Source organism: Stenotrophomonas sp. GD04054 (genome assembly GCF_029836955.1).
GTDB classification, from domain to species: Bacteria; Pseudomonadota; Gammaproteobacteria; order Xanthomonadales; family Xanthomonadaceae; genus Stenotrophomonas; species Stenotrophomonas maltophilia_A.
Genome location: NZ_JAOECR010000014.1, coordinates 72,203 through 89,565, shown reverse-complemented (window position 1 = coordinate 89,565; position 17,363 = coordinate 72,203). Strand labels below are relative to the sequence as shown.

General features: G+C 66.8%; 19 protein-coding genes. 3 read left to right on the top strand and 16 right to left on the bottom strand.

Features of this window, described 5'->3' with window-relative positions; all coding sequences use genetic code 11:
• Positions 1–433: 433 nt before the first annotated feature.
• From N7573_RS09220 to N7573_RS09195, 6 genes are all read right to left on the bottom strand, one after another.
• Positions 434–886 (bottom strand): hypothetical protein, encoded by a 453-nt coding sequence (locus N7573_RS09220; RefSeq protein WP_279913893.1) that lies wholly within the window; start codon positions 884–886, stop codon positions 434–436.
• Complete coding sequence (locus N7573_RS09215) at positions 883–1,086, bottom strand: PspC domain-containing protein (protein WP_108765471.1); 204 nt, start codon at positions 1,084–1,086, stop codon at positions 883–885. Before N7573_RS09215 ends, N7573_RS09220 begins: the two co-directional genes overlap by 4 nt.
• Before the next feature lie 65 nt (positions 1,087–1,151).
• On the bottom strand, positions 1,152–1,526 hold the full coding sequence (locus N7573_RS09210) for a YfeK family protein (RefSeq protein WP_279913891.1): 375 nt from the start codon (positions 1,524–1,526) through the stop codon (positions 1,152–1,154).
• Positions 1,527–1,577: 51 nt separating this feature from the next.
• Complete coding sequence (locus N7573_RS09205; protein ID WP_071227618.1) at positions 1,578–2,645, bottom strand: class III poly(R)-hydroxyalkanoic acid synthase subunit PhaC; 1,068 nt, start codon at positions 2,643–2,645, stop codon at positions 1,578–1,580.
• Positions 2,642–3,718: a class III poly(R)-hydroxyalkanoic acid synthase subunit PhaE gene (gene phaE / locus N7573_RS09200; RefSeq protein WP_032130351.1), complete on the bottom strand. Its 1,077-nt coding sequence runs from the start codon at positions 3,716–3,718 to the stop codon at positions 2,642–2,644. Before phaE ends, N7573_RS09205 begins: the two co-directional genes overlap by 4 nt.
• 22 nt (positions 3,719–3,740) lie before the next feature.
• Entirely contained in the window at positions 3,741–4,355 is a 615-nt protein-coding gene (locus N7573_RS09195; RefSeq protein ID WP_032130352.1) for a CDP-alcohol phosphatidyltransferase family protein, read from the bottom strand.
• Positions 4,356–4,699: 344 nt separating this feature from the next.
• Between N7573_RS09195 and N7573_RS09190 the strand changes: the two genes are divergently transcribed.
• Positions 4,700–5,350 carry a class I SAM-dependent methyltransferase gene (locus N7573_RS09190; protein ID WP_049398211.1) on the top strand — a complete coding sequence of 217 codons (651 nt, stop codon included), beginning with the start codon at positions 4,700–4,702 and terminating at the stop codon, positions 5,348–5,350.
• Positions 5,351–5,517: 167 nt separating this feature from the next.
• Here N7573_RS09190 and N7573_RS09185 read toward each other — a convergent pair whose 3' ends face one another.
• The 5 genes from N7573_RS09185 to N7573_RS09165 form a co-directional block, all read right to left on the bottom strand.
• A complete protein-coding gene (locus tag N7573_RS09185) occupies positions 5,518–6,882 on the bottom strand; it encodes an MATE family efflux transporter (protein ID WP_279943131.1) in 1,365 nt (454 codons plus the stop codon).
• 118 nt (positions 6,883–7,000) lie between these two features.
• Entirely contained in the window at positions 7,001–7,630 is a 630-nt protein-coding gene (locus N7573_RS09180) for a DUF2239 family protein (RefSeq protein WP_189721023.1), read from the bottom strand.
• A gap of 125 nt (positions 7,631–7,755) precedes the next feature.
• Positions 7,756–8,244 (bottom strand): 8-oxo-dGTP diphosphatase, encoded by a 489-nt coding sequence (locus N7573_RS09175; protein ID WP_049462146.1) that lies wholly within the window; start codon positions 8,242–8,244, stop codon positions 7,756–7,758.
• A gap of 42 nt (positions 8,245–8,286) precedes the next feature.
• A complete protein-coding gene (locus tag N7573_RS09170) occupies positions 8,287–8,796 on the bottom strand; it encodes a DUF1249 domain-containing protein (RefSeq protein WP_032130357.1) in 510 nt (169 codons plus the stop codon).
• Positions 8,797–8,944: 148 nt separating this feature from the next.
• A complete protein-coding gene (locus N7573_RS09165; RefSeq protein ID WP_006452040.1) occupies positions 8,945–9,766 on the bottom strand; it encodes a pyruvate, water dikinase regulatory protein in 822 nt (273 codons plus the stop codon).
• A 145-nt stretch (positions 9,767–9,911) separates the two neighbouring features.
• Between N7573_RS09165 and ppsA the strand changes: the two genes are divergently transcribed.
• Both ppsA and N7573_RS09155 read left to right on the top strand, forming a co-directional pair.
• Positions 9,912–12,290, top strand: coding sequence for a phosphoenolpyruvate synthase (gene ppsA / locus N7573_RS09160; RefSeq protein WP_008267432.1), 2,379 nt, complete (start codon positions 9,912–9,914; stop codon positions 12,288–12,290).
• Positions 12,291–12,426: 136 nt separating this feature from the next.
• The gene (locus N7573_RS09155) at positions 12,427–13,320 is read left to right on the top strand and encodes a mechanosensitive ion channel domain-containing protein (protein WP_279913717.1); all 894 of its coding nucleotides are present in this window, start codon (positions 12,427–12,429) and stop codon (positions 13,318–13,320) included.
• A gap of 109 nt (positions 13,321–13,429) precedes the next feature.
• On the opposite strand, the gene N7573_RS09150 is transcribed toward N7573_RS09155, so the two are convergent.
• The 5 genes from N7573_RS09150 to N7573_RS09130 form a co-directional block, all read right to left on the bottom strand.
• On the bottom strand, positions 13,430–14,545 hold the full coding sequence (locus N7573_RS09150; protein ID WP_279914039.1) for an alkene reductase: 1,116 nt from the start codon (positions 14,543–14,545) through the stop codon (positions 13,430–13,432).
• Between the two features lie 139 nt (positions 14,546–14,684).
• Complete coding sequence (locus N7573_RS09145; protein WP_049398216.1) at positions 14,685–15,560, bottom strand: EcsC family protein; 876 nt, start codon at positions 15,558–15,560, stop codon at positions 14,685–14,687.
• 158 nt (positions 15,561–15,718) lie between these two features.
• The gene (gene orn, locus N7573_RS09140; protein WP_107431636.1) at positions 15,719–16,291 is read right to left on the bottom strand and encodes an oligoribonuclease; all 573 of its coding nucleotides are present in this window, start codon (positions 16,289–16,291) and stop codon (positions 15,719–15,721) included.
• 74 nt (positions 16,292–16,365) lie between these two features.
• Positions 16,366–16,890: a tRNA adenosine(34) deaminase TadA gene (gene tadA / locus N7573_RS09135; RefSeq protein ID WP_279913731.1), complete on the bottom strand. Its 525-nt coding sequence runs from the start codon at positions 16,888–16,890 to the stop codon at positions 16,366–16,368.
• Positions 16,891–16,965: 75 nt separating this feature from the next.
• Positions 16,966–17,325: a helix-turn-helix domain-containing protein gene (locus N7573_RS09130; RefSeq protein ID WP_032129513.1), complete on the bottom strand. Its 360-nt coding sequence runs from the start codon at positions 17,323–17,325 to the stop codon at positions 16,966–16,968.
• Positions 17,326–17,363: the final 38 nt, after the last annotated feature.

The following is a 17,363-nucleotide window of genomic DNA, read 5'->3' as shown; positions in this document are numbered from 1 at the left end:
GAAAAAAGAAGATCAAAAGCAAAAGCAGCCTGGCTGGCCGCTTTTTGTAGAGCCGAGCCCACGCTCGGCTGCTTTCAGGCCAGTCCGCGAAGCCGACCGCAGGCTCGGCTCTACACGAGCAAGCGCAGCGCGCGACCCGCTTTTGCTGTTCTATTTCTTCTCCGTGGCTGGACGCGCACGGGAACTGTCAGAGGTCGGGCGGGGTGGGTTCGCGGGACCGTTGGCGCCATGGGCCCGAGGCATGCCTCGGGCGGGTTGGGCAGGACGCCCAACCCCGGTCTTGCCGTGTGCGCAGGACAGCGCACACGAGCAAGGCGCCATCGAGCCCCCAGGGACGGGTTTACGGCGTGTCCCGCGAACCCACCCCGCCCGGCCCAATCACATGAAACGTATTCCCCGACCAAGCCACGAGGGCTGCGCCGTTGGTTGGAAACTACGGCCACCAGCCACGCCCGAACCGGGCGAAATGATCGGCCGCGCGTTCGAACGGGTTACGCGCACTCACCCCGCCACACAGCAGGTACACCGGCAGGTACAGCGGCCCCAGCACCATGTACTGGTAGACGTGCGCGCGTTCGTGGTCATCCAGCCGGATCAGCGGCTCCACGCCCCACCCCGCCTGATGCGCATAGGTGCGGCAGGAAATGCCCAGGTCATGGCCGGTATGCAGGATCACGTTGCCCAGGGTGATCGCCCCGCCTGGTCCCCACGGCCAGCGATCGAACACCAGCGCACAGTCAAGGCTGCTCCAGCGCAGCGTCGCGCCGCCGAGCATGCCGGCCAGGCCGCCGATCACGCCGAGCAGGGAATTGGGGGACGTCCACACCGCGCCCAGCACCTGCAGCGCGCGCAGCCAGACCGGCCAGGGCGTCACGGGAGTCTTCAATCGGCCTCGTTGGGAATCAGCAACCACAGGATCAAGTAGACCAGGATGCCAGGAAAGGCCGCCGAGCCGATCGAGACCAGCACGAACACGATCCGCACCAGCGTGGGGTTCCAGCCGAAGCGGTGGGCGATACCGCCCATCACGCCGGCGATCATGCGGTCGTTCAATGAACGTGACAGCGTGCGCGGCGCGGTGTTCATGGCGGTTCTCCTAGGCTACGGGAAAAAGCAGTCGAGCAAGGCTCGACTCTACACCGCCCCTATGTCTACGGAGCGCGGTGGCGCAGGGCCTGCAGGCGTGCGCCGAACCAGGCGGCTGCAGTCTGTTCAGGCTGCCCCGGGCACTGGATGCGATAGGGCTTGCCGCTCATGCTGCTCTGGCTGGCGGCGCGCTCGATGAACTGCTCTGCGCTGTCCACCATGTCCTTCTTCAGCAGGTAGTCGTACTTGCGCTGCAGGTGCGCGCGCGCATCACTGCCGTCGTACCAGCTGCCATTGCGCTGGAACCGGCACTGGGAGCCGTCCAGGCTGGAGATCAGCTCGGCGATCTCCCGGCGTGCATCCGTACTGGGTGCGGCGTGGGCAACAGGTGCTGCCAGCAGCAGCGTGGCAAGCAGCAGCGTGAACCGTTGCGACATCATTATTCTCCAAGGCGGTCGAGCAAGCTCGACTCTACAAAAGCGAAGCAAGCCTTACACGTCGCGCGCCTTCAACCAGCCATCGATCGTGGCCGGCACTTCGCGCTGCGCGCGACCGGACACGTAGATGCCGATATGGCCGCCACGGAAACTGGACTCAGTGTAATCCTCGGTGCCCAGGCGTCCACGCATCGCGCGCGAGGCATCCGGCGGCACCAGATGGTCCTGCTCGGCGTAGATGTTCAGTACCGGCAGGGTCACCTTCGACAGATCCACCGCCTCTTCGCCGATCCGCACCGTGCCGTTCATCAGCCCGTTGCCCTGGTAGAACTGCTTGATGAAGTCGCGGAACGCCTCGCCCGCCAGGTCCGGTGAATCGAAGATCCACTTCTCCATGCGCAGGAAATCCTCCAGCGCGGCCTTGTCATCGAGGATGTCGAGCAGGCCCACGTACTTCTGCACGTTCAGGCGGAACGGCTTGAGCATCAGGTAACTGGCATTCATCAGGTCGGCCGGGATGTTGCCCAGCGTGTCGACCAGCAGGTCCACATCCACCTGCCGCGCCCAGTGCGAGAGCATGTTGTCGGCGGTGTGGAAATCGACCGGGGTGACCATGGTGATCAGCTTGCCCAGCTTCTGCCGGCGCAGCGCGGCGTAGCACAGCGCGAACACGCCGCCCTGGCAGATGCCGAGCAGGTCGACCGGTCCACCACTGCGCGCGCGCAGCGCATCGACCGCGCCATCGATGTAGCGCAGCAGATAGTCCTCCAGGGTCTGGAAGCGCTCCGAGCGATCCGGGTAACCCCAGTCCAGCACGTAGACGTCCTGCCCCAGCGCCAGCAGCTTCTGCACCAGTGAGCGATCGGCCTGCAGGTCGACCATGTACGGCCGGTTGACCAGCGCGTAGACGATCAGCAACGGCGTGCGCCGGGTCGGTGCCTGTTCGCCGACGAAGCGGTACAGCACCACCTTGCCGTCGCGCCAGACTTCCTCGCGGGCGGTGACGCCATAGTCCACGTCTTCCACCTGCGGCAGCAGCTTCAGCCCTTCCATCAGCTTGCGCTGCATGGCCAGGGTTTCCTGCATCAGGTCATCAGCGTTGAAGCCCAGCGGTCCTTTCATCGGTCACGCGTCCGCGTGGAAGTACGGGGCGCTGCCTTTGGTGCAGCCTTCTTCGCAGGCGCCTTTTTCGCAGCCGCCTTCTTTGCCGGCGCGGCCTTCTTCGCGGCCTTGCGCGCGACCGGCTTCACCTTCGCCGGCGCCGGCTGTGCCACCGGATCGACCTCGCCCGTACCGGCCATGGCCGCCACCTGTGCCTGCAGGCGGCGCAGGCTGCGCTCCAGCTCGGCGATGCGGCGGTGCGCGGCGTCCATCTCACTGCGGGTCGGCAGGCCGATCCGTTCACTCATCTGTTCCACCTCGCGCTGCAGGCCGGCGCGCAGGCGCATCTGAGCGTTGCCCAGCGCGGCATACACCTGCTGGAATGGTTCGGACATGGCGACCTTGGCGTAGGCCTCCTCGGCCACTTCGATCCACAGGTCGAACATTGCGCGGGCGCTGGTCAGCTGGCTGCCCGGCTGCTCGTGCTCGGCCAGGCGCTGCTCGAACAGCGCGAAGGCCTCGTCCAGTGCCTGCTTGATCTGATCGACGTAGGCGCGTGAATGCTGCTGGTATTCCTCCTGCGCCCGCAGCAGCGCCTGCCAGCGCGCCTGGTGCTCGCGGCCGGGCCCGAACGCCGGGCTCTGCAGCCACGGACCGGCCTGCAGCTGGAACTGCTGCAGCCAGGCGGCAAACTCCGGTACAGCGGCGCCAGCGTGGGTGCTGCCACGGGCGCCCTGCAGCATCCACTGCAGCATGCCGTCGCCCTGCCCCTGCACCGCCTCGCGCCAGGCTTGTGCTACGTCGGCACTGCTGGCGTCGCGGCCGGCGAAACGCGCGGCCACTTCCTGCATGGTGCCGTACCAGCTGCCCGCCTGTTCGCGGAAGCGGCGCACGGCATCTTCCGGCGCGCCCTGCCCCTGCTCGGGCAACAGCTGGCCCCACCAGTCGAACAACCGCTGCCAGCTGCCGGGATCGTCACCAGCCGGTGCGCCGGGCGTGCTCGCATGGCGCAGGGCATCGCCCCAGGCGCCGAAGTACTGCCGGGCCAGGGTTTCGAAATCACTGCTGCCGGCGTCGTGGGCCGAGCTGGTCATCGCAGGCCTCCGCAGGGCTGGCTCATGGCTTGGGAATGCGCAGGGTCTTGCTGATCATCAGCGACCCGGACAGGGCGAACAACAGCACCATCGGGTGCAGCTGCCACGGGCCGATCTGCCACTGGCCGAACCAGATGTTCTGGCCGATGGCATCGGTACCGGCGGCGATCGCCAGCACGATCACCAGCACCAGGCTGGTCGGGATCGGGGTGCCCTCGAAATACGCGACCTTGCCCTCGTCGCCGGCCAGCGCCTCTGCGGTGACGTTGTAGCGCGCCAGGCGGCTGACGCCGCAGCAGACGAAATAGCTCAGCACCAGCCAGTCCCAGCCGCCCTGCATGCCGCAGGCGTAGGCCAGCGCCGCCGGGGCCACACCGAAGGAGATCACGTCGGACAGCGAGTCCAGCTCGCGGCCCAGGGTGGAGCTGGACTTGCGCCAGCGCGCGATGCGCCCATCGAGGGCGTCGAAAATGAAAGCCAGCGGGATCAACGCCATGCCGAACAGCAGGTAGCCGCGCTCGCCGTCCTGCAGGAAGCGCATTGCGGCAAAGACCGCACCGGTGCCGCAGAAAGCATTGGCCAGGGTGAACCAGTCGGCCAGCTGGAATTCGCGCAGCATCGAGAAGTGACGTTTCATGGGGTCTCACGGAGCATCAAGGCCCACAGGTTACCGCGAGCGCCGCCACTGGCGACAGCGCTGGCAGGCCCCAGCCTTCACCGCTCCCTCACCTGTCCTCACCGGCGGTGAATTTTTCGCCACCCATCTTGACAGCCTAGGGGGGTGGCGCCTGTCGCGGCTTATCCACAAAGTTGCCCACGCGTAATCCACACCCCCTGTGGACAACCAGATCTCACCGACTGCGACGCTGGACATTTCCTCATCACCCCGAAGCGGGGTTTCCCTACTTCCCAAGCCACAAGGTCGGCGCTATGGTCACCGGCGGACCCGCCGCCGCCACGTCCGAAACTCTGCAACGGACGATGATGATGCTGGATGCTCCCACTCTGGCCGCACAGCTGCGGCAGCCCCATGGCGAGGCCGCGCTGGCGGTGGCTGACTCGATGAACCGCAGCAACGGCGCACTCAACCTGGCCGCGATCGGGCTGCTGGCCGTCGGCACTGGCGAACGGGTCCTGGAGATCGGCCCCGGCAATGCGGCCTTCGCGCCGCTGATGCTGCAGGCCACCGACAGCCACTATCTGGGTATTGAGCTGTCCACCGCCATGGTCGAGGCCGGCAACCAGCGCCTGGCCAGCGCCGGGTTGGCCGAGCGTGCCGCGATGCGACACGGCGACGCTCATGCGCTGCCGGTCGCCGATGCCGCGATGGATGCCGCGCTGGCGGTCAACACCCTGTACTTCTGGCCGAACCTGGCGCCGGTGCTGGACGAGCTGGCGCGGGTGCTGCGCCGGGGCGGCCGCCTGTGCCTGGCCTTTGGCGACGCCAGCTTCATGCGCAGCCTGCCATTTGCTGCCGACTTCCAACTGCATGAGCTGGACGCGGTGGAGCTGGCGCTGCGGGTATCGGGCTTCCGCGTCTCGGCCTGGCGCAGCCACCGGGAATCCGCAGCCGGCAATGACGGCCAGATCCGCGAAAAGCACTTCCATCTGCTGCTGGCACAGCGGCGCTGAAGTGGTAGAGCCGGCCCGCACCCGGCGCCAGCGAGCGAAACAGAACACCTGCATCATCAGCGGCCAAGCCCACCATAGCCACCGCACCGGGCGCGAGCCAACCAAGTGGTAGAGCCGGCCGCTGGCCGGCTGCCCCGGCATTCCGGATTGCCGGCCAGCGGCCGGCACTACCCAGCCTGCACCCGCCGCCGCCAATGCGCGAAACAGAACACCTGCATCACCAGCATCGCCAGCAACCCCAGCGGCCACGCCCACCACAGGCCGGCCAGCCCATGCCGCGCCTGCAACCACATCGCCAACGGCAGCTCCAGCAGCAGTACCGCTGCCATGCCCAGCAACGCTGGCAACATCACCGTGCCACTGCCTCGCATCACTCCGACCAGCACCGCGCTGCCTCCCATCGCCAGCACGCCCCATACCACCGTGCGCAGCTGCGATGCGGCCAATTCGCGCACCTCTGCGGCCGCCAGAATCAGCCCGGTCAGCCAGGGCGCCAGCGCCATCACCAGCAGCACCACCACGCTCAGCATCGCCAGCCCAAGCAGCACACCGGTGCGAGCGATGGCGGGCAGCCGTGCCGTACGCCCCGCACCCATCGCATGCGCCGCGAGGATGGTGGCGGTGATCCCCAGCGACATAGCCGGCAGTTGCACCCAGCTCATCAACTGGTTGACCGCACCGTAGGCGGCCGTGGCCGTGTAGCCGTAGCGGTTGATCCAGCCCAGCAACACGATTTCGGCAATGGCCAGGCTGAGCATCTGCAGCGATGACGGTACGCCGATGCGCAGCATCGCGCGGATGAGCACGCCATCGAAACGGATGGCACGCAGCAGCTCACGTCCCGGCGCCAACGGGTGCTCCATCCTCTGCCACCGCCACATAAGCCAGGCCAGGGCCAGCAGCGAGGCAAACGCCGCCGAGACTGCCGCACTGGCCGAACCCAGCTGCGGCAGGCCGGCCCAGCCGAGGATCAGCAGCGGCGTGCACAGCAGGCCGACCACCGTTGCCAGCAGCAGCGCATGCAGCGGTGTCTTCGCATCGCCCACCGCGCGGCTCACCGCAGTGGCCAGCCACAGCAGGAAGAACACCGGTGCCGTCAGCAACAGCACGCGTGCGTAGACAATGGACTCACTGAGGACCGCTGCCGGCGTGCCCAACGCCGCCAGCAGTTGTGGCGCGAAGCCGCCGCCCACAGCCATCACCAGCACCGACAGCAGCAGGATCAGCGCCACCGCGCTGCCAGCCACGGCGCGTGCCTGCTGCGGGCGGCCCGCGCCCCAGGCCTGGCCGATCAGCACCATCGCACCGGTCGCCAGGCCCATTACCAGGGCCAACAGCAGGAAGAAGACCGGAAAGAACGCAGCCGCTGCAGCCACTGCCTGTGTGCCGAGCAGATGGCCGAGGTAAATGTTGTCCAGCGTGCCTGCGGCCAGCTGCAGCGCATTGGTCAGCAGCATCGGCAGCAGCAGGGTCAGATAGGTGCGCCACAGCGGGGGTGCTGCCGGAGGTATCGGATGTACAGGGGGGCTCATGGGGTTCTCTGGGCAAGGCGCCGCCCTGCCCGGCGTTTCCGCCAGCAAAGCACGCACAGGGGAAGCGGGCCTGGACCCGCGGTCAGGTGGGGCCGTCGCTCAGCAACGGCGCGATGGCTCAGCCGTCGGCGTGGTCCGCAGGATCGTCGAAGGCCAGGCGCAGAGCGTGGGCGCGCACATCCGCGGGCCAACTCCGCAACGCCGCTTCCAGGCCCGCGCGGTCATGCGCGAACAGGACACGGATCGCCTCCTCGAAACCCGGCAGGTCACCGGCGATGGTCTGCAGGAAGTGATAGGCACGCTCGCTGTCACGACGCTGGCGGTCCTTGTCAGCACCGGCACGGCTGGCCGCCTCCACCAGCTTGCGCAGCACCACCGAGGCACCGCCAGGCTGCTCGGCAAGCCACGCCCAATGGCGCGGCAGCAAGGTCACTTCTCGGGCGACCACACCCAGCTTGGGGCGGCCACGGCCACGTGGGGTTGCGGGCGCCTCTTCGGCAGTGACGTCGGCATCCGTCCCCACGGCGGCGGGAAACGCTTCGTTTACCCGCGCCAGGAGTTCTGCGTCGCTGCCACGCGTATCGAAATCACGGGTGCGGCCGGTGGCGTTGTCGAACACCAGCAGCGGACCGGCAGCGTTGTCGACACGCAGCTGCTTCAACGCCAGCGCGGCCACTTCCGGCGTACCGGAAGCGACCAGGCGATGGCCGTCGAAACAACTGAAGGGAGGAAGTCGGGACGCAGGCATGGCAACGGCATCAGAGGCGATGCGCGAATATTGCCCGGGTAATTCTCCGCCGTCAATATTGCCCGGGTATTAATTTGCCAGAAGAGCGTGCCGACCAAAGGTTGGCAGCTACCCGATTTCCCGGCTCACAGGCGGCTGAAGGACCAGCTCACCATGCGCCCGTCCTTGTACGGCATCACGCCGTGGAACGGGCGCGGGTCGGCGTCGAACACCAGCGGCAGGAAGTTGCGGTCGCCCTCCCACATCGGCAGGGTGTCCAGCTTGTCCAGGTCCACCCACTCCAGCGTGCCTTCGTGGTTGCCGCCGTGCGGGGTGCCCTCGAATCCATCGATGACGAACACGAAACCCAGCCAATCCTCGCCGTGCTTGCCGAAGCCCGGCCAGCTGATGGTGCCGCGCAGGCGCATGCCGGTGCAGTCGATGCCGGCTTCCTCGGCGATCTCGCGGCGCATGCTGGCCGCCACATCCTCGTCCGCTTCGATCTTGCCGCCCAGGCCGTTGTACTTGCCCAGGTGGTGGTCACCGGGACGGGTATTGCGGTGGATCATCAGCACCTGGCGACGATCAGGCGACAGCACATAGCCCAGGGTGGCGACGATCGGGGTGTACGGCATGGGGCAGCATCCAGCGGCAGGTCAGCCGTGGATTATGGCCGATCAGCGCACCAGCGACAGGCGACGCTCGGCAGGCGCACTGGCACCGTCGGGATCGCGGCGCAGGGTGGCCACGCCGTGGCCGCGCTCGGCCAGGTATTCCAGCCACTTGCCGAGGAAGGTGTTCATCCGCATGCGGTGGCTGATCAGCTCCGCCGGCGGCGGATACAGGCCCATCGTGTCCTGCCAGCGGCGGCCTACGTAGCAATGGGTGGTCTCGGCCTGGCGCGCGTCACGGTACAGACGCACATAGGCCGACGGATCCGGCTCACCGGTGACCGGGTCGGCCAGGTCGTAGGTCAGGCGCAGTTCCACTGTGTAGCGGTGGCACTCGATCACGTCCAGGCGGACATCCAGGCCGTCGCCGATCGAGGAAATGTAGCTGCCCGCCACCAGTCCGGCCGGTTCGAACAGACGCACCAGATGGCGGTAGTTTTCCGCGTACAGGCCCATGAGCCAGCTCAGCCGGCTCAGGCGGGGAATGCGTTCGGTGCGGGGCAAGGCTCGGGCCATGGGTCGATCCTACACGTTGGTGCTTCAACGTGGGGGCGCGCACGTGCAAGCCAACCCCTGGGTAGTGCCGGCCGCTGGTCGGCAGCCCTGCATCGCGGCCGAGGGTTCATCCACCAGCCGGCCAGCGGCCGGCTCTACCAGATGAGGATCAATACAGCTCGCGCTGCAGCCCCAGCGTGGCCAGCACCTTGCTGGAAATCTCCTCGATCGAGGTATGGGTGGTGCTCAGGGTCGGGATCCGCTCCATCTGGAACATCACCTCGGCCGCAGCCACCTCGCGCTTGCAGGTGTCCAGGTTGGCGTAGCGCGAGTTCGGGCGGCGCTCCTGGCGGATCTGCTGCAACCGGTCCGGGTCGATGGTCAGGCCGAACAGCTTGCGCCGGTAGTTGCGCAGGCGCGGCGGCAGGCGGTCGCTTTCCAGGTCTTCGTCGGTCAGCGGGTAATTGGCCGCGCGCACCCCGTAATGCAGGGCCAGGTAGATGCAGGTGGGCGTCTTGCCGGCGCGTGACACCGCCACCAGGATCACGTCGGCATCGTCGTAGTTCACCGCGATGCCATCGTCATGGGTCAGGGCGAAGTTCATCGCGTTGATGCGGCGGTGGTAGGTGTCGAAATCGACCATGCCGTGGGCCTGGCCGACCCGGGCCAGGCGCGGACTGGCCAGTTCACGCTCCAGCGGCTCGATGAACGGCGCGAACACATCCAGCATCAGCGCGCCGCTGTCGGCCAGGATCAGGCTCAGGCTCTGGTCCACGCAGGAGTTCACCACGATCGGCCGGACCTGGTACCGCTCCCCTGCCGCCTGGATCCGGGCACAGGCTTCACGCGCTTTTTCGGGGTCGTCGACAAACGACATGCGATCGGTAATGAAGCTGAACCCGGAGAACTGGGTGAGCAGGCTATGCCCAATGGTTTCAGCGGTGATACCGGTTCCATCGGAAACGTAGAACACCGGACGGATGGTCGACATGCGCGCTTTTACCCCCTACGAAGCCTAAAAAGGCCGCCAGCACAAGCTTGTGCCGACGGTACTCTGCCCGGCATCATATCGGCTTCTTCCTACGGACGCGGCCATTCCAGCCCGCCTCGGGCGATGGCCAAACGGAGCATCGCGCTTGAACGAGAACATCCTGTGGTTGCACGAACTGCGTCTGGCCGATCTGGCCCGCGTAGGCGGCAAGAATTCGTCGCTGGGCGAGATGATCGGCAACCTGGCCGGTCTGGGCGTTTCGGTGCCGGGCGGTTATGCCACCACCGCTGAAGCCTTCAAGGACTTCATCGCGCACAACGATCTGTCCAAGCGCATCTTCGACAAGCTGGCCACGCTGGACGTCGAGGACGTCAACGCGCTGACCGCAGCGGGCAAGGAAATCCGCACCTGGGTGATCGATGCCCCGCTGCAGCCGCAGCTGGACCAGGACATCCGCACCGCCTACGCCCAGCTGAGCGCCGACAATGGCGGCGGCGACGTGGCCGTGGCCGTGCGTTCGTCGGCCACCGCCGAGGATCTGCCGGATGCCTCCTTCGCCGGCCAGCAGGAAACCTTCCTCAACGTCACCGGTGCCGACGACGTCGTGCACAAGGTCAAGGAAGTGTTCGCCTCGCTGTACAACGACCGTGCCATCGCCTACCGCGTGCACCACGGTTTCAAGCATGAGGACGTGTTCCTGTCCGCCGGCGTGCAGCTGATGGTGCGTTCGGGCGTCGGTTCCTCTGGCGTGCTGTTCACCCTGGACACCGAGTCCGGCTTCCGCGACGTGGTATTCGTCACCTCGTCCTTCGGCCTCGGCGAAATGGTCGTGCAGGGCGCGGTCAACCCGGACGAGTACTACGTCTACAAGCCCACCCTGCAGGCCGGCAAGCCGGCGATCCTGCGCCGCTCGCTCGGCAGCAAGGCGATCCGCATGGTGTATTCGGATGTTCCGGGTGAGCGCGTCAGGATCGAGGACACCCCGGCAGAACTGCGCAACACCTTCTCGATCAGCGACGAGGACGTGCAGGAACTGTCCAAGCAGGCGCTGGTCATCGAAAAGCACTACGGCCGCCCGATGGATATCGAGTGGGCCAAGGACGGTGTCAGCGGCAAGCTGTTCATCGTGCAGGCGCGCCCGGAGACGGTGAAGTCGCGCAGCCATGCCACCCAGATCGAGCGCTTCGCGCTGACCGAAAAGGGCGGCAACGTGCTGGCCGAGGGCCGTGCCGTCGGCGCCAAGATCGGCTCGGGCGTGGCCCGCGTGGTCAAGACGCTGGACGACATGAACCGCGTGCAGCCGGGCGACGTGCTGATCGCCGACATGACCGACCCCGATTGGGAACCGGTGATGAAGCGCGCTTCGGCCATCGTCACCAACCGTGGTGGCCGTACCTGCCATGCCGCGATCATCGCGCGCGAGCTGGGCGTGCCGGCCGTGGTCGGTTCGGGCAATGCCACCAAGGTGATCGAAGATGGCCAGCTGGTCACCGTCAGCTGCGCTGAAGGCGATACCGGCTTCATCTACGAAGGCAAGCTCGGCTTCGAGCGCACCACCACCGATCTGGGCAACATGCCGCCGGCACCGCTGAAGATCATGATGAACGTGGCCAACCCGGAACGTGCCTTCGACTTCGGCCAGCTGCCGAACGCCGGCATCGGCCTGGCCCGTCTGGAAATGATCATCGCCAGCCACATCGGCATCCACCCGAACGCGCTGCTGGAATACGACCGCCAGGATGCGGCAACCAAGAAGAAGATCGACGAGAAGATCGCCGGTTACGGTGATCCGGTCAGCTTCTACGTGGATCGCCTGGCCGAAGGCATCGCCACCCTCACCGCCTCGGTCGCACCGAACGCCGTGATCGTGCGCCTGTCGGACTTCAAGTCCAACGAGTACGCCAACCTGATCGGCGGCAGCAACTACGAGCCGCACGAAGAGAACCCGATGATCGGCTTCCGCGGCGCCAGCCGTTACGTCGATCCGAGCTTCTCGGCCGCCTTCGCGCTGGAGTGCAAGGCCGTGCTGCGCGTGCGCAACGAAATGGGCCTGGACAACCTGTGGGTCATGATTCCGTTTGTGCGCACCCTGGAAGAAGGCCGCAAGGTCATCGAGGTGCTGGAACAGAACGGCCTGAAGCAGGGCGAGAACGGCCTGAAGATCATCATGATGTGCGAAGTGCCGTCCAACGCACTGCTCGCCGATGAGTTCCTGGAGATCTTCGACGGCTTCTCGATCGGCTCCAACGACCTGACCCAGCTCAGCCTGGGCCTGGACCGCGATTCGTCGATCGTCGCGCACCTGTTCGACGAACGTAACCCGGCAGTGAAGAAGCTGCTGTCGATGGCGATCAAGTCGGCACGTGCCAAGGGCAAGTACGTCGGCATCTGCGGCCAGGGCCCGTCCGATCACCCGGATCTGGCCGAATGGCTGATGCAGGAAGGCATCGAGTCAGTGTCGCTGAACCCGGACACCGTGGTCGATACCTGGCTGCGCCTGGCCAAGCTGAAGGCCAACGGCTGAGACCGTGATTGCTGAGGGCTGACGTCGCTTTCATCGGCGCCGGCCCATACTTCAGCTGCATGCAAGCCCCGCCTCTGCGGGGCTTGTTGTTTCTGGCGTCTGCGCGCGCCACCTCCCCCGCTGCAAAGGAGCCCGCATGCTCGCCACTGCCCCACCCGCCCCCACCGCAACACCCTGGTTCCACTCGCTCGATTGGGAACGCCTGCTGGAGACCTACGGCGTGCCATTGCTGGCCGCGATCGTGGTGCTGCTGGTCGGCATGTGGGTGGCGCGACGCCTGTCCAACGCGATGCCACGCGCCACCGCGCGCATGGGCGTGGACCCGATGCTGGGCAACTTCCTGCGCAACGTGGTGTACGCCGCGTCGCTGGTGATCGTGGTGGTACTGGCGATCGGCACGTTGGGCGTGCAGATCACCCCGCTGCTGGCTGTGCTCGGCACCGCCGGCCTCGCGGTTGGCCTGGCACTGAAGGATTCGCTGTCCAACATCGCCTCGGGCGTGATGCTGGTGACGCTGCGGCCGTTCCGCGTCGGTGATGTAGTGACGGTGGCCGGACAGACCGGCACGGTGCGCGAAGTGCGCATCTTCCAGACCGTCATCACCGGTGCCGACAATCAGCACACCACCATTCCGAACACGCTGATCACCGCTGCGCCGATCATCAACCTCACCGCCGAGCCGACCCGCCGCGTCGAACTGGTGGTGGGCATCGGCTATGAAGACAACATCCAGCTGGCGCGCGACACCGCGCTGGCGCTGATGAAGGCCGACCCGCGCGTGTTGCAGACACCGGCACCGGACGTAGTGGTGTACGAACTGGGCGCGCACGCGATCAATCTTGGCATCCGCTGCTACGTGAAGTCGGCCGACTGGTTCGGCACCAAGGTCACGCTGCTGGAACAGCTCAAGCTGGGCTTCGACAAGGCCGGCATCAACATCCCGTACCCGCAGCAGGACATGCACCTGTACCTGCATGGCAAGGATGGCGGCGTGGTCGAGGCCGACGCGCTGGTGCGCGACAAGCCCTGATCGGGAGTGCCGACCAACGGTCGGCACCCACCCCATGTCCATACGCCGGTAATGCCGACCGCTGGCCCATGCACCGGTAGTGCCGGCCGCTGGCCGGCAGCCTCCGGGATCAGGCGGCGACGCTTTCTTCCAGCGTCGCGTAATCGGTGAACCCGACCGCACCACCGCCGAAGAACGTTGCGCGATCCGGCGGGTTCAGCTCCGCCCCCAGACGCAGGCGCTCGGGCAGGTCGGGATTGGCAATGAACGGGCGACCGAAGCCGATCAGGTCCGCCCAGCCTTCAGCCAGTGCCTGCTCGGCGCGCTCGGCGGTGTACTTGCCGGCGTAGATCAGGGTGCCCGGGTAGACCATGCGCAGCGCCTGCTTGAACGCCACTGGCATCAGCGGTGCGTCATCCCAGTCGGCCTCGGCGATGTGCAGGCAGCCCACGCCCAGCTCGCCCAGCAGGTGTGCCGCCGCCAGGTAGGTGGCCTGCGGCGTATCGTCCACCGCGCCCTGCAACGTCGTCAGCGGCGCCAGGCGCACGCCAACGCGCTCACCACCGGCTTCTGCAGTCACCGCCTGCACGACCTCGCGCAGGAAACGCAGCCGGTTCTGCAGCGAGCCGCCATAGCCGTCGCTGCGCTGGTTGGCCTGCGAGTCGATGAACTGGTTGATCAGATAACCATTTGCACCGTGAAGCTCGACACCATCGAAGCCGGCGGCCAGCGCATTACGGGTGGCCTGCGCGTAGTCGGCGATGATGCCTGGAATCTCGGCCTCGGCCAGCGCGCGCGGCATCGAGTGCTGGATCATCTCGCCCACGCCCGCTTCCGGGCCCGCGCCGGTGGGGTCGACAAACACCTTCACGCCCTCGGCCAGCAGCGCCGACGACGACACCGGCGCGGCACCACCGGGCTGCAGCGCGACGTGCGAGACCCGACCCACGTGCCACAGCTGGGCGTAGATGCGGCCACCAGCAGCGTGCACGGCGTCGGTCACCTGGCGCCAACCCTGCACCTGCTCCGGGCTGTGGATGCCCGGGGTCCAGGCATAGCCCTGGCCCTGCGGGCTGATCTGGGTACCTTCGCTGACGATCAGGCCCGCGCTGGCCCGCTGCGCGTAGTAGGCGGCCATTTCCGCGGTGGCAACGTTGCCGTCGGCAGCGCGCGAGCGGGTCATCGGCGGCATGACGATTCGGTTGGGCAGGGTCAAGGCGCCCAAGCAGTGGGAGGTGAACAACATGGCGGACATCTCTTGCGGGGGGAGTGCCAGCAAGAATGGGGACCGCCTGCGAAAGGCAACAGGCGTGTTGTGGCAAAACAGTTGTGCCCGGCAGGCAAGGATGGCCTGGCATGAAGGCTCATTCATGCATGGCGTGGATCTACTCCAGGCGGGGTTCCATCCTGATCGTGCCATGCGCCACGCGGTCATAGCACGTGCGCACCACGTCTTCGCCGTACTTGCGCTCCAACCGGCGCACGATGAAGTGGCCGCGCGCCATGTCCTGGTAGTAATCGGTGAACATCGTATTGAGCGTCGCACCGGCAGCGGCACCCACGATCGGCACCGCCTGTGCGGCGAATTTCTCGGTGACCACCACGCCGAAGCGCGCGGCCACCTTCTCCACCATCTTCGCCAGCAGCTTGCCGGCTTCCTTCGGCGCTACGCCCAGGGTCAGGTCGCGGCCGGTCACCACGCGCCCGGCCAGCTCGGCCGACAGATGGCGCATCACATCGGTGGTGAAGCCCCGGGCCAGGTAATAACCAGTTTCGCTGGCGTCATCGCGCGGCGAGTTGCCACCCAGCGCGAACACCTCCAGGCAGGCCTGGCGGGTGCTGAACTCGGACAGGTCGAAGCCCTCGCTGCGGGCCACGTCGGCCACCGCGCGCATCATGATGGTGGTCGACACCGGCAGCTCGATGAACAGCGCGGCAAAGCCAAAGGCGCCGCCCACCGCACCGGAGGTCGCTGCGGCCAGCTTGTGCCAGCGGGTGGACGCCCCCTTGCCGGGGGTGTTGTCCATGCTCCACAGCGCCGCCTGCGCCGACTTGGTCAGCGCCGCCTGCACCGCGCCGTGGATGCGGTTGGAGACCGAGCTGGGCAGCGCCTTCACCGCGAACTCCAGCGGCGTGCCGACCAGATTGGCCATGCGCGCGGTCAGGGTCGGCGCTTCCAGCAGGGCCACCGCCCGCTGCAGGTCAGACCAGTCGCGGGCGTCATGGGCAATGTCGCGGGGAAGCAGGATGGGCTCGTTCATGGCGCTGATCTTAGCGCCGGATAGTTGAACGGTTCGTCGCGGGGATCAGGGCCCTTTCCGCTGGAAAGGGAACCGCCCCCGGCGCCTTGCCGGCCAGCGGCCGGCACTACCAGTTCGCGTGTCACCCGGTAGCGCCGGGCCATGCCCGGCGTCGTTGTTCAGGCAACCGGCAGCCCCGACAGCGCGCCCATGAATTGGCGGTAGTGACGCAGCTCGGCGATGGAGTCATGCACATCGCTCAGCGCGGTGTGGTTGCTGTTCTTGCCAACGCCAGCGGCCACGGTCGGCGCCCAGCGCTTGGCCAGCTCCTTCACCGTGGACACGTCCAGGTTGCGGTAGTGGAAGTACTTCTCCAGGCGCGGCATCTGGCGGTGCAGGAAGCGGCGGTCCTGGCAGATGGAGTTGCCGCACATCGGCGACAGGCCGGCCGGGATCCACTGCGCCAGGAAATTCACCGTCTGCGCCTCAGCCTGGGCAAGGGTCACCGTGCTGTCCACCACGCGCTGCCACAGGCCCGAACGGCGGTGCTGGTTGCGGTTCCACTCGTCCATCGCTTCCAGCGTTTCCAGCGGATGGTGGATGGCGAATTCCGGACCTTCGGCCAGCACGTTGAGCTGGGCGTCAGTGACTACGGTGGCGATCTCGATGATCGAATCGTTGTCGGTATCCAACCCGGTCATTTCCAGGTCGATCCAGATCAGTCGTTCGTTGGCCGCGCCGTTGTCCGCCATGTGTCGCCTCGTTGCTGGGCAGGCGCGCGGCCTACCGGTGATGGAAAGAGGCGCCCATCATACCCGTTCGCCCCTCAGCCCTCGCTGGCGTGGTCTTCCAGCAACAGCGGCGGCTTGCCACGCTTGGCGCGGAAGTAGTTGGTCAGGCGCATGCTGGCTTCCTTGGCCAGTACCCCACCGTGGATCTCCACCCGGTGGTTGTGGCGGGCATCGCCAATGAGGTCGAACACGCTGCCGCAGGCACCGGTCTTGGGGTCGCTCGCACCGTAGACCAACCGTGCAACGCGCGCGTGCACGATCGCCATTGCGCACATCGCACACGGCTCCAGGGTCACATACAGCGTGCTGCCAAGCAGGCGATGGTTCGCCAGCAATTTTCCGCCCGCCCGCATGGCCACGATCTCGGCGTGTGCGCTGGGGTCATGCGAGGCGATGTTGAGGTTCCAGCCCTCGCCCAGCAGTTGGCCGTCGGCACCGACCAGCACTGCACCCACCGGGATCTCGTCGAACTCGCGTTGTGCGCGCTCGGCCAGCGCCAGCGCGTGGCGCATCCAGTGTTCGTCGGTGTCGTGCACCGGCACACCCAGGGCGTCGATCATGGCGGTTCTCGCGTGTCTGCAGGGCCAGGATGGCCGCCGGGGCCGCATTGTACGCCCGCAGCCGTGCAGGCGCCGCTAGCGCGCGTCGAAGCGCTCGCGGGCAGCGTCCAAGGCCGGGAAATTGTGCTCGGCCCAACGGTCCAACGCGGTCAGGGTGTCTACCAGACTGCGCGCAACCTCGGTCAACCGGTACTCCACGTGCAGTGGCTTGCCGCCCAGATCGCAGCGCTCGATCAGGCCGTTGCGCTCCAGCTGTCGCAGGGTCTGGGTCAGCACCTTCTGCGAGATGCCTTCGATCTTCCGCAGCAGCGCACCATTGCGTTGCGGGCCCTCGGCCAATGCCGGCAGCAGCAGCATCACCCACTTGCCGGAGATCAGTGCCAGCGCATCGCGCGCCGAGCAGTCGGCGGCATAGACATCACCGGGAAAGGCCATGGTTACCTCAAAGTGCGTAATTGCCGGGGCATGCCGGC

What these genes read in the sequence shown, in the direction of transcription:
- N7573_RS09215 (WP_108765471.1), bottom strand. Translation starts at nt 1,086, where the DNA reads ATGAACACCGCGCCGCGCACGCTGTCACGTTCATTGAACGACCGCATG.
- N7573_RS09210 (WP_279913891.1), bottom strand. Translation starts at nt 1,526, where the DNA reads ATGATGTCGCAACGGTTCACGCTGCTGCTTGCCACGCTGCTGCTGGCA.
- N7573_RS09205 (WP_071227618.1), bottom strand. Translation starts at nt 2,645, where the DNA reads ATGAAAGGACCGCTGGGCTTCAACGCTGATGACCTGATGCAGGAAACC.
- phaE (WP_032130351.1), bottom strand. Translation starts at nt 3,718, where the DNA reads ATGACCAGCTCGGCCCACGACGCCGGCAGCAGTGATTTCGAAACCCTG.
- N7573_RS09195 (WP_032130352.1), bottom strand. Translation starts at nt 4,355, where the DNA reads ATGAAACGTCACTTCTCGATGCTGCGCGAATTCCAGCTGGCCGACTGG.
- N7573_RS09190 (WP_049398211.1), top strand. Translation starts at nt 4,700, where the DNA reads ATGATGATGCTGGATGCTCCCACTCTGGCCGCACAGCTGCGGCAGCCC.
- N7573_RS09185 (WP_279943131.1), bottom strand. Translation starts at nt 6,882, where the DNA reads ATGAGCCCCCCTGTACATCCGATACCTCCGGCAGCACCCCCGCTGTGG.
- N7573_RS09180 (WP_189721023.1), bottom strand. Translation starts at nt 7,630, where the DNA reads ATGCCTGCGTCCCGACTTCCTCCCTTCAGTTGTTTCGACGGCCATCGC.
- N7573_RS09175 (WP_049462146.1), bottom strand. Translation starts at nt 8,244, where the DNA reads ATGCCGTACACCCCGATCGTCGCCACCCTGGGCTATGTGCTGTCGCCT.
- N7573_RS09170 (WP_032130357.1), bottom strand. Translation starts at nt 8,796, where the DNA reads ATGGCCCGAGCCTTGCCCCGCACCGAACGCATTCCCCGCCTGAGCCGG.
- N7573_RS09165 (WP_006452040.1), bottom strand. Translation starts at nt 9,766, where the DNA reads ATGTCGACCATCCGTCCGGTGTTCTACGTTTCCGATGGAACCGGTATC.
- N7573_RS09155 (WP_279913717.1), top strand. Translation starts at nt 12,427, where the DNA reads ATGCTCGCCACTGCCCCACCCGCCCCCACCGCAACACCCTGGTTCCAC.
- N7573_RS09150 (WP_279914039.1), bottom strand. Translation starts at nt 14,545, where the DNA reads ATGTTGTTCACCTCCCACTGCTTGGGCGCCTTGACCCTGCCCAACCGA.
- N7573_RS09145 (WP_049398216.1), bottom strand. Translation starts at nt 15,560, where the DNA reads ATGAACGAGCCCATCCTGCTTCCCCGCGACATTGCCCATGACGCCCGC.
- orn (WP_107431636.1), bottom strand. Translation starts at nt 16,291, where the DNA reads ATGGCGGACAACGGCGCGGCCAACGAACGACTGATCTGGATCGACCTG.
- tadA (WP_279913731.1), bottom strand. Translation starts at nt 16,890, where the DNA reads ATGATCGACGCCCTGGGTGTGCCGGTGCACGACACCGACGAACACTGG.
- N7573_RS09130 (WP_032129513.1), bottom strand. Translation starts at nt 17,325, where the DNA reads ATGGCCTTTCCCGGTGATGTCTATGCCGCCGACTGCTCGGCGCGCGAT.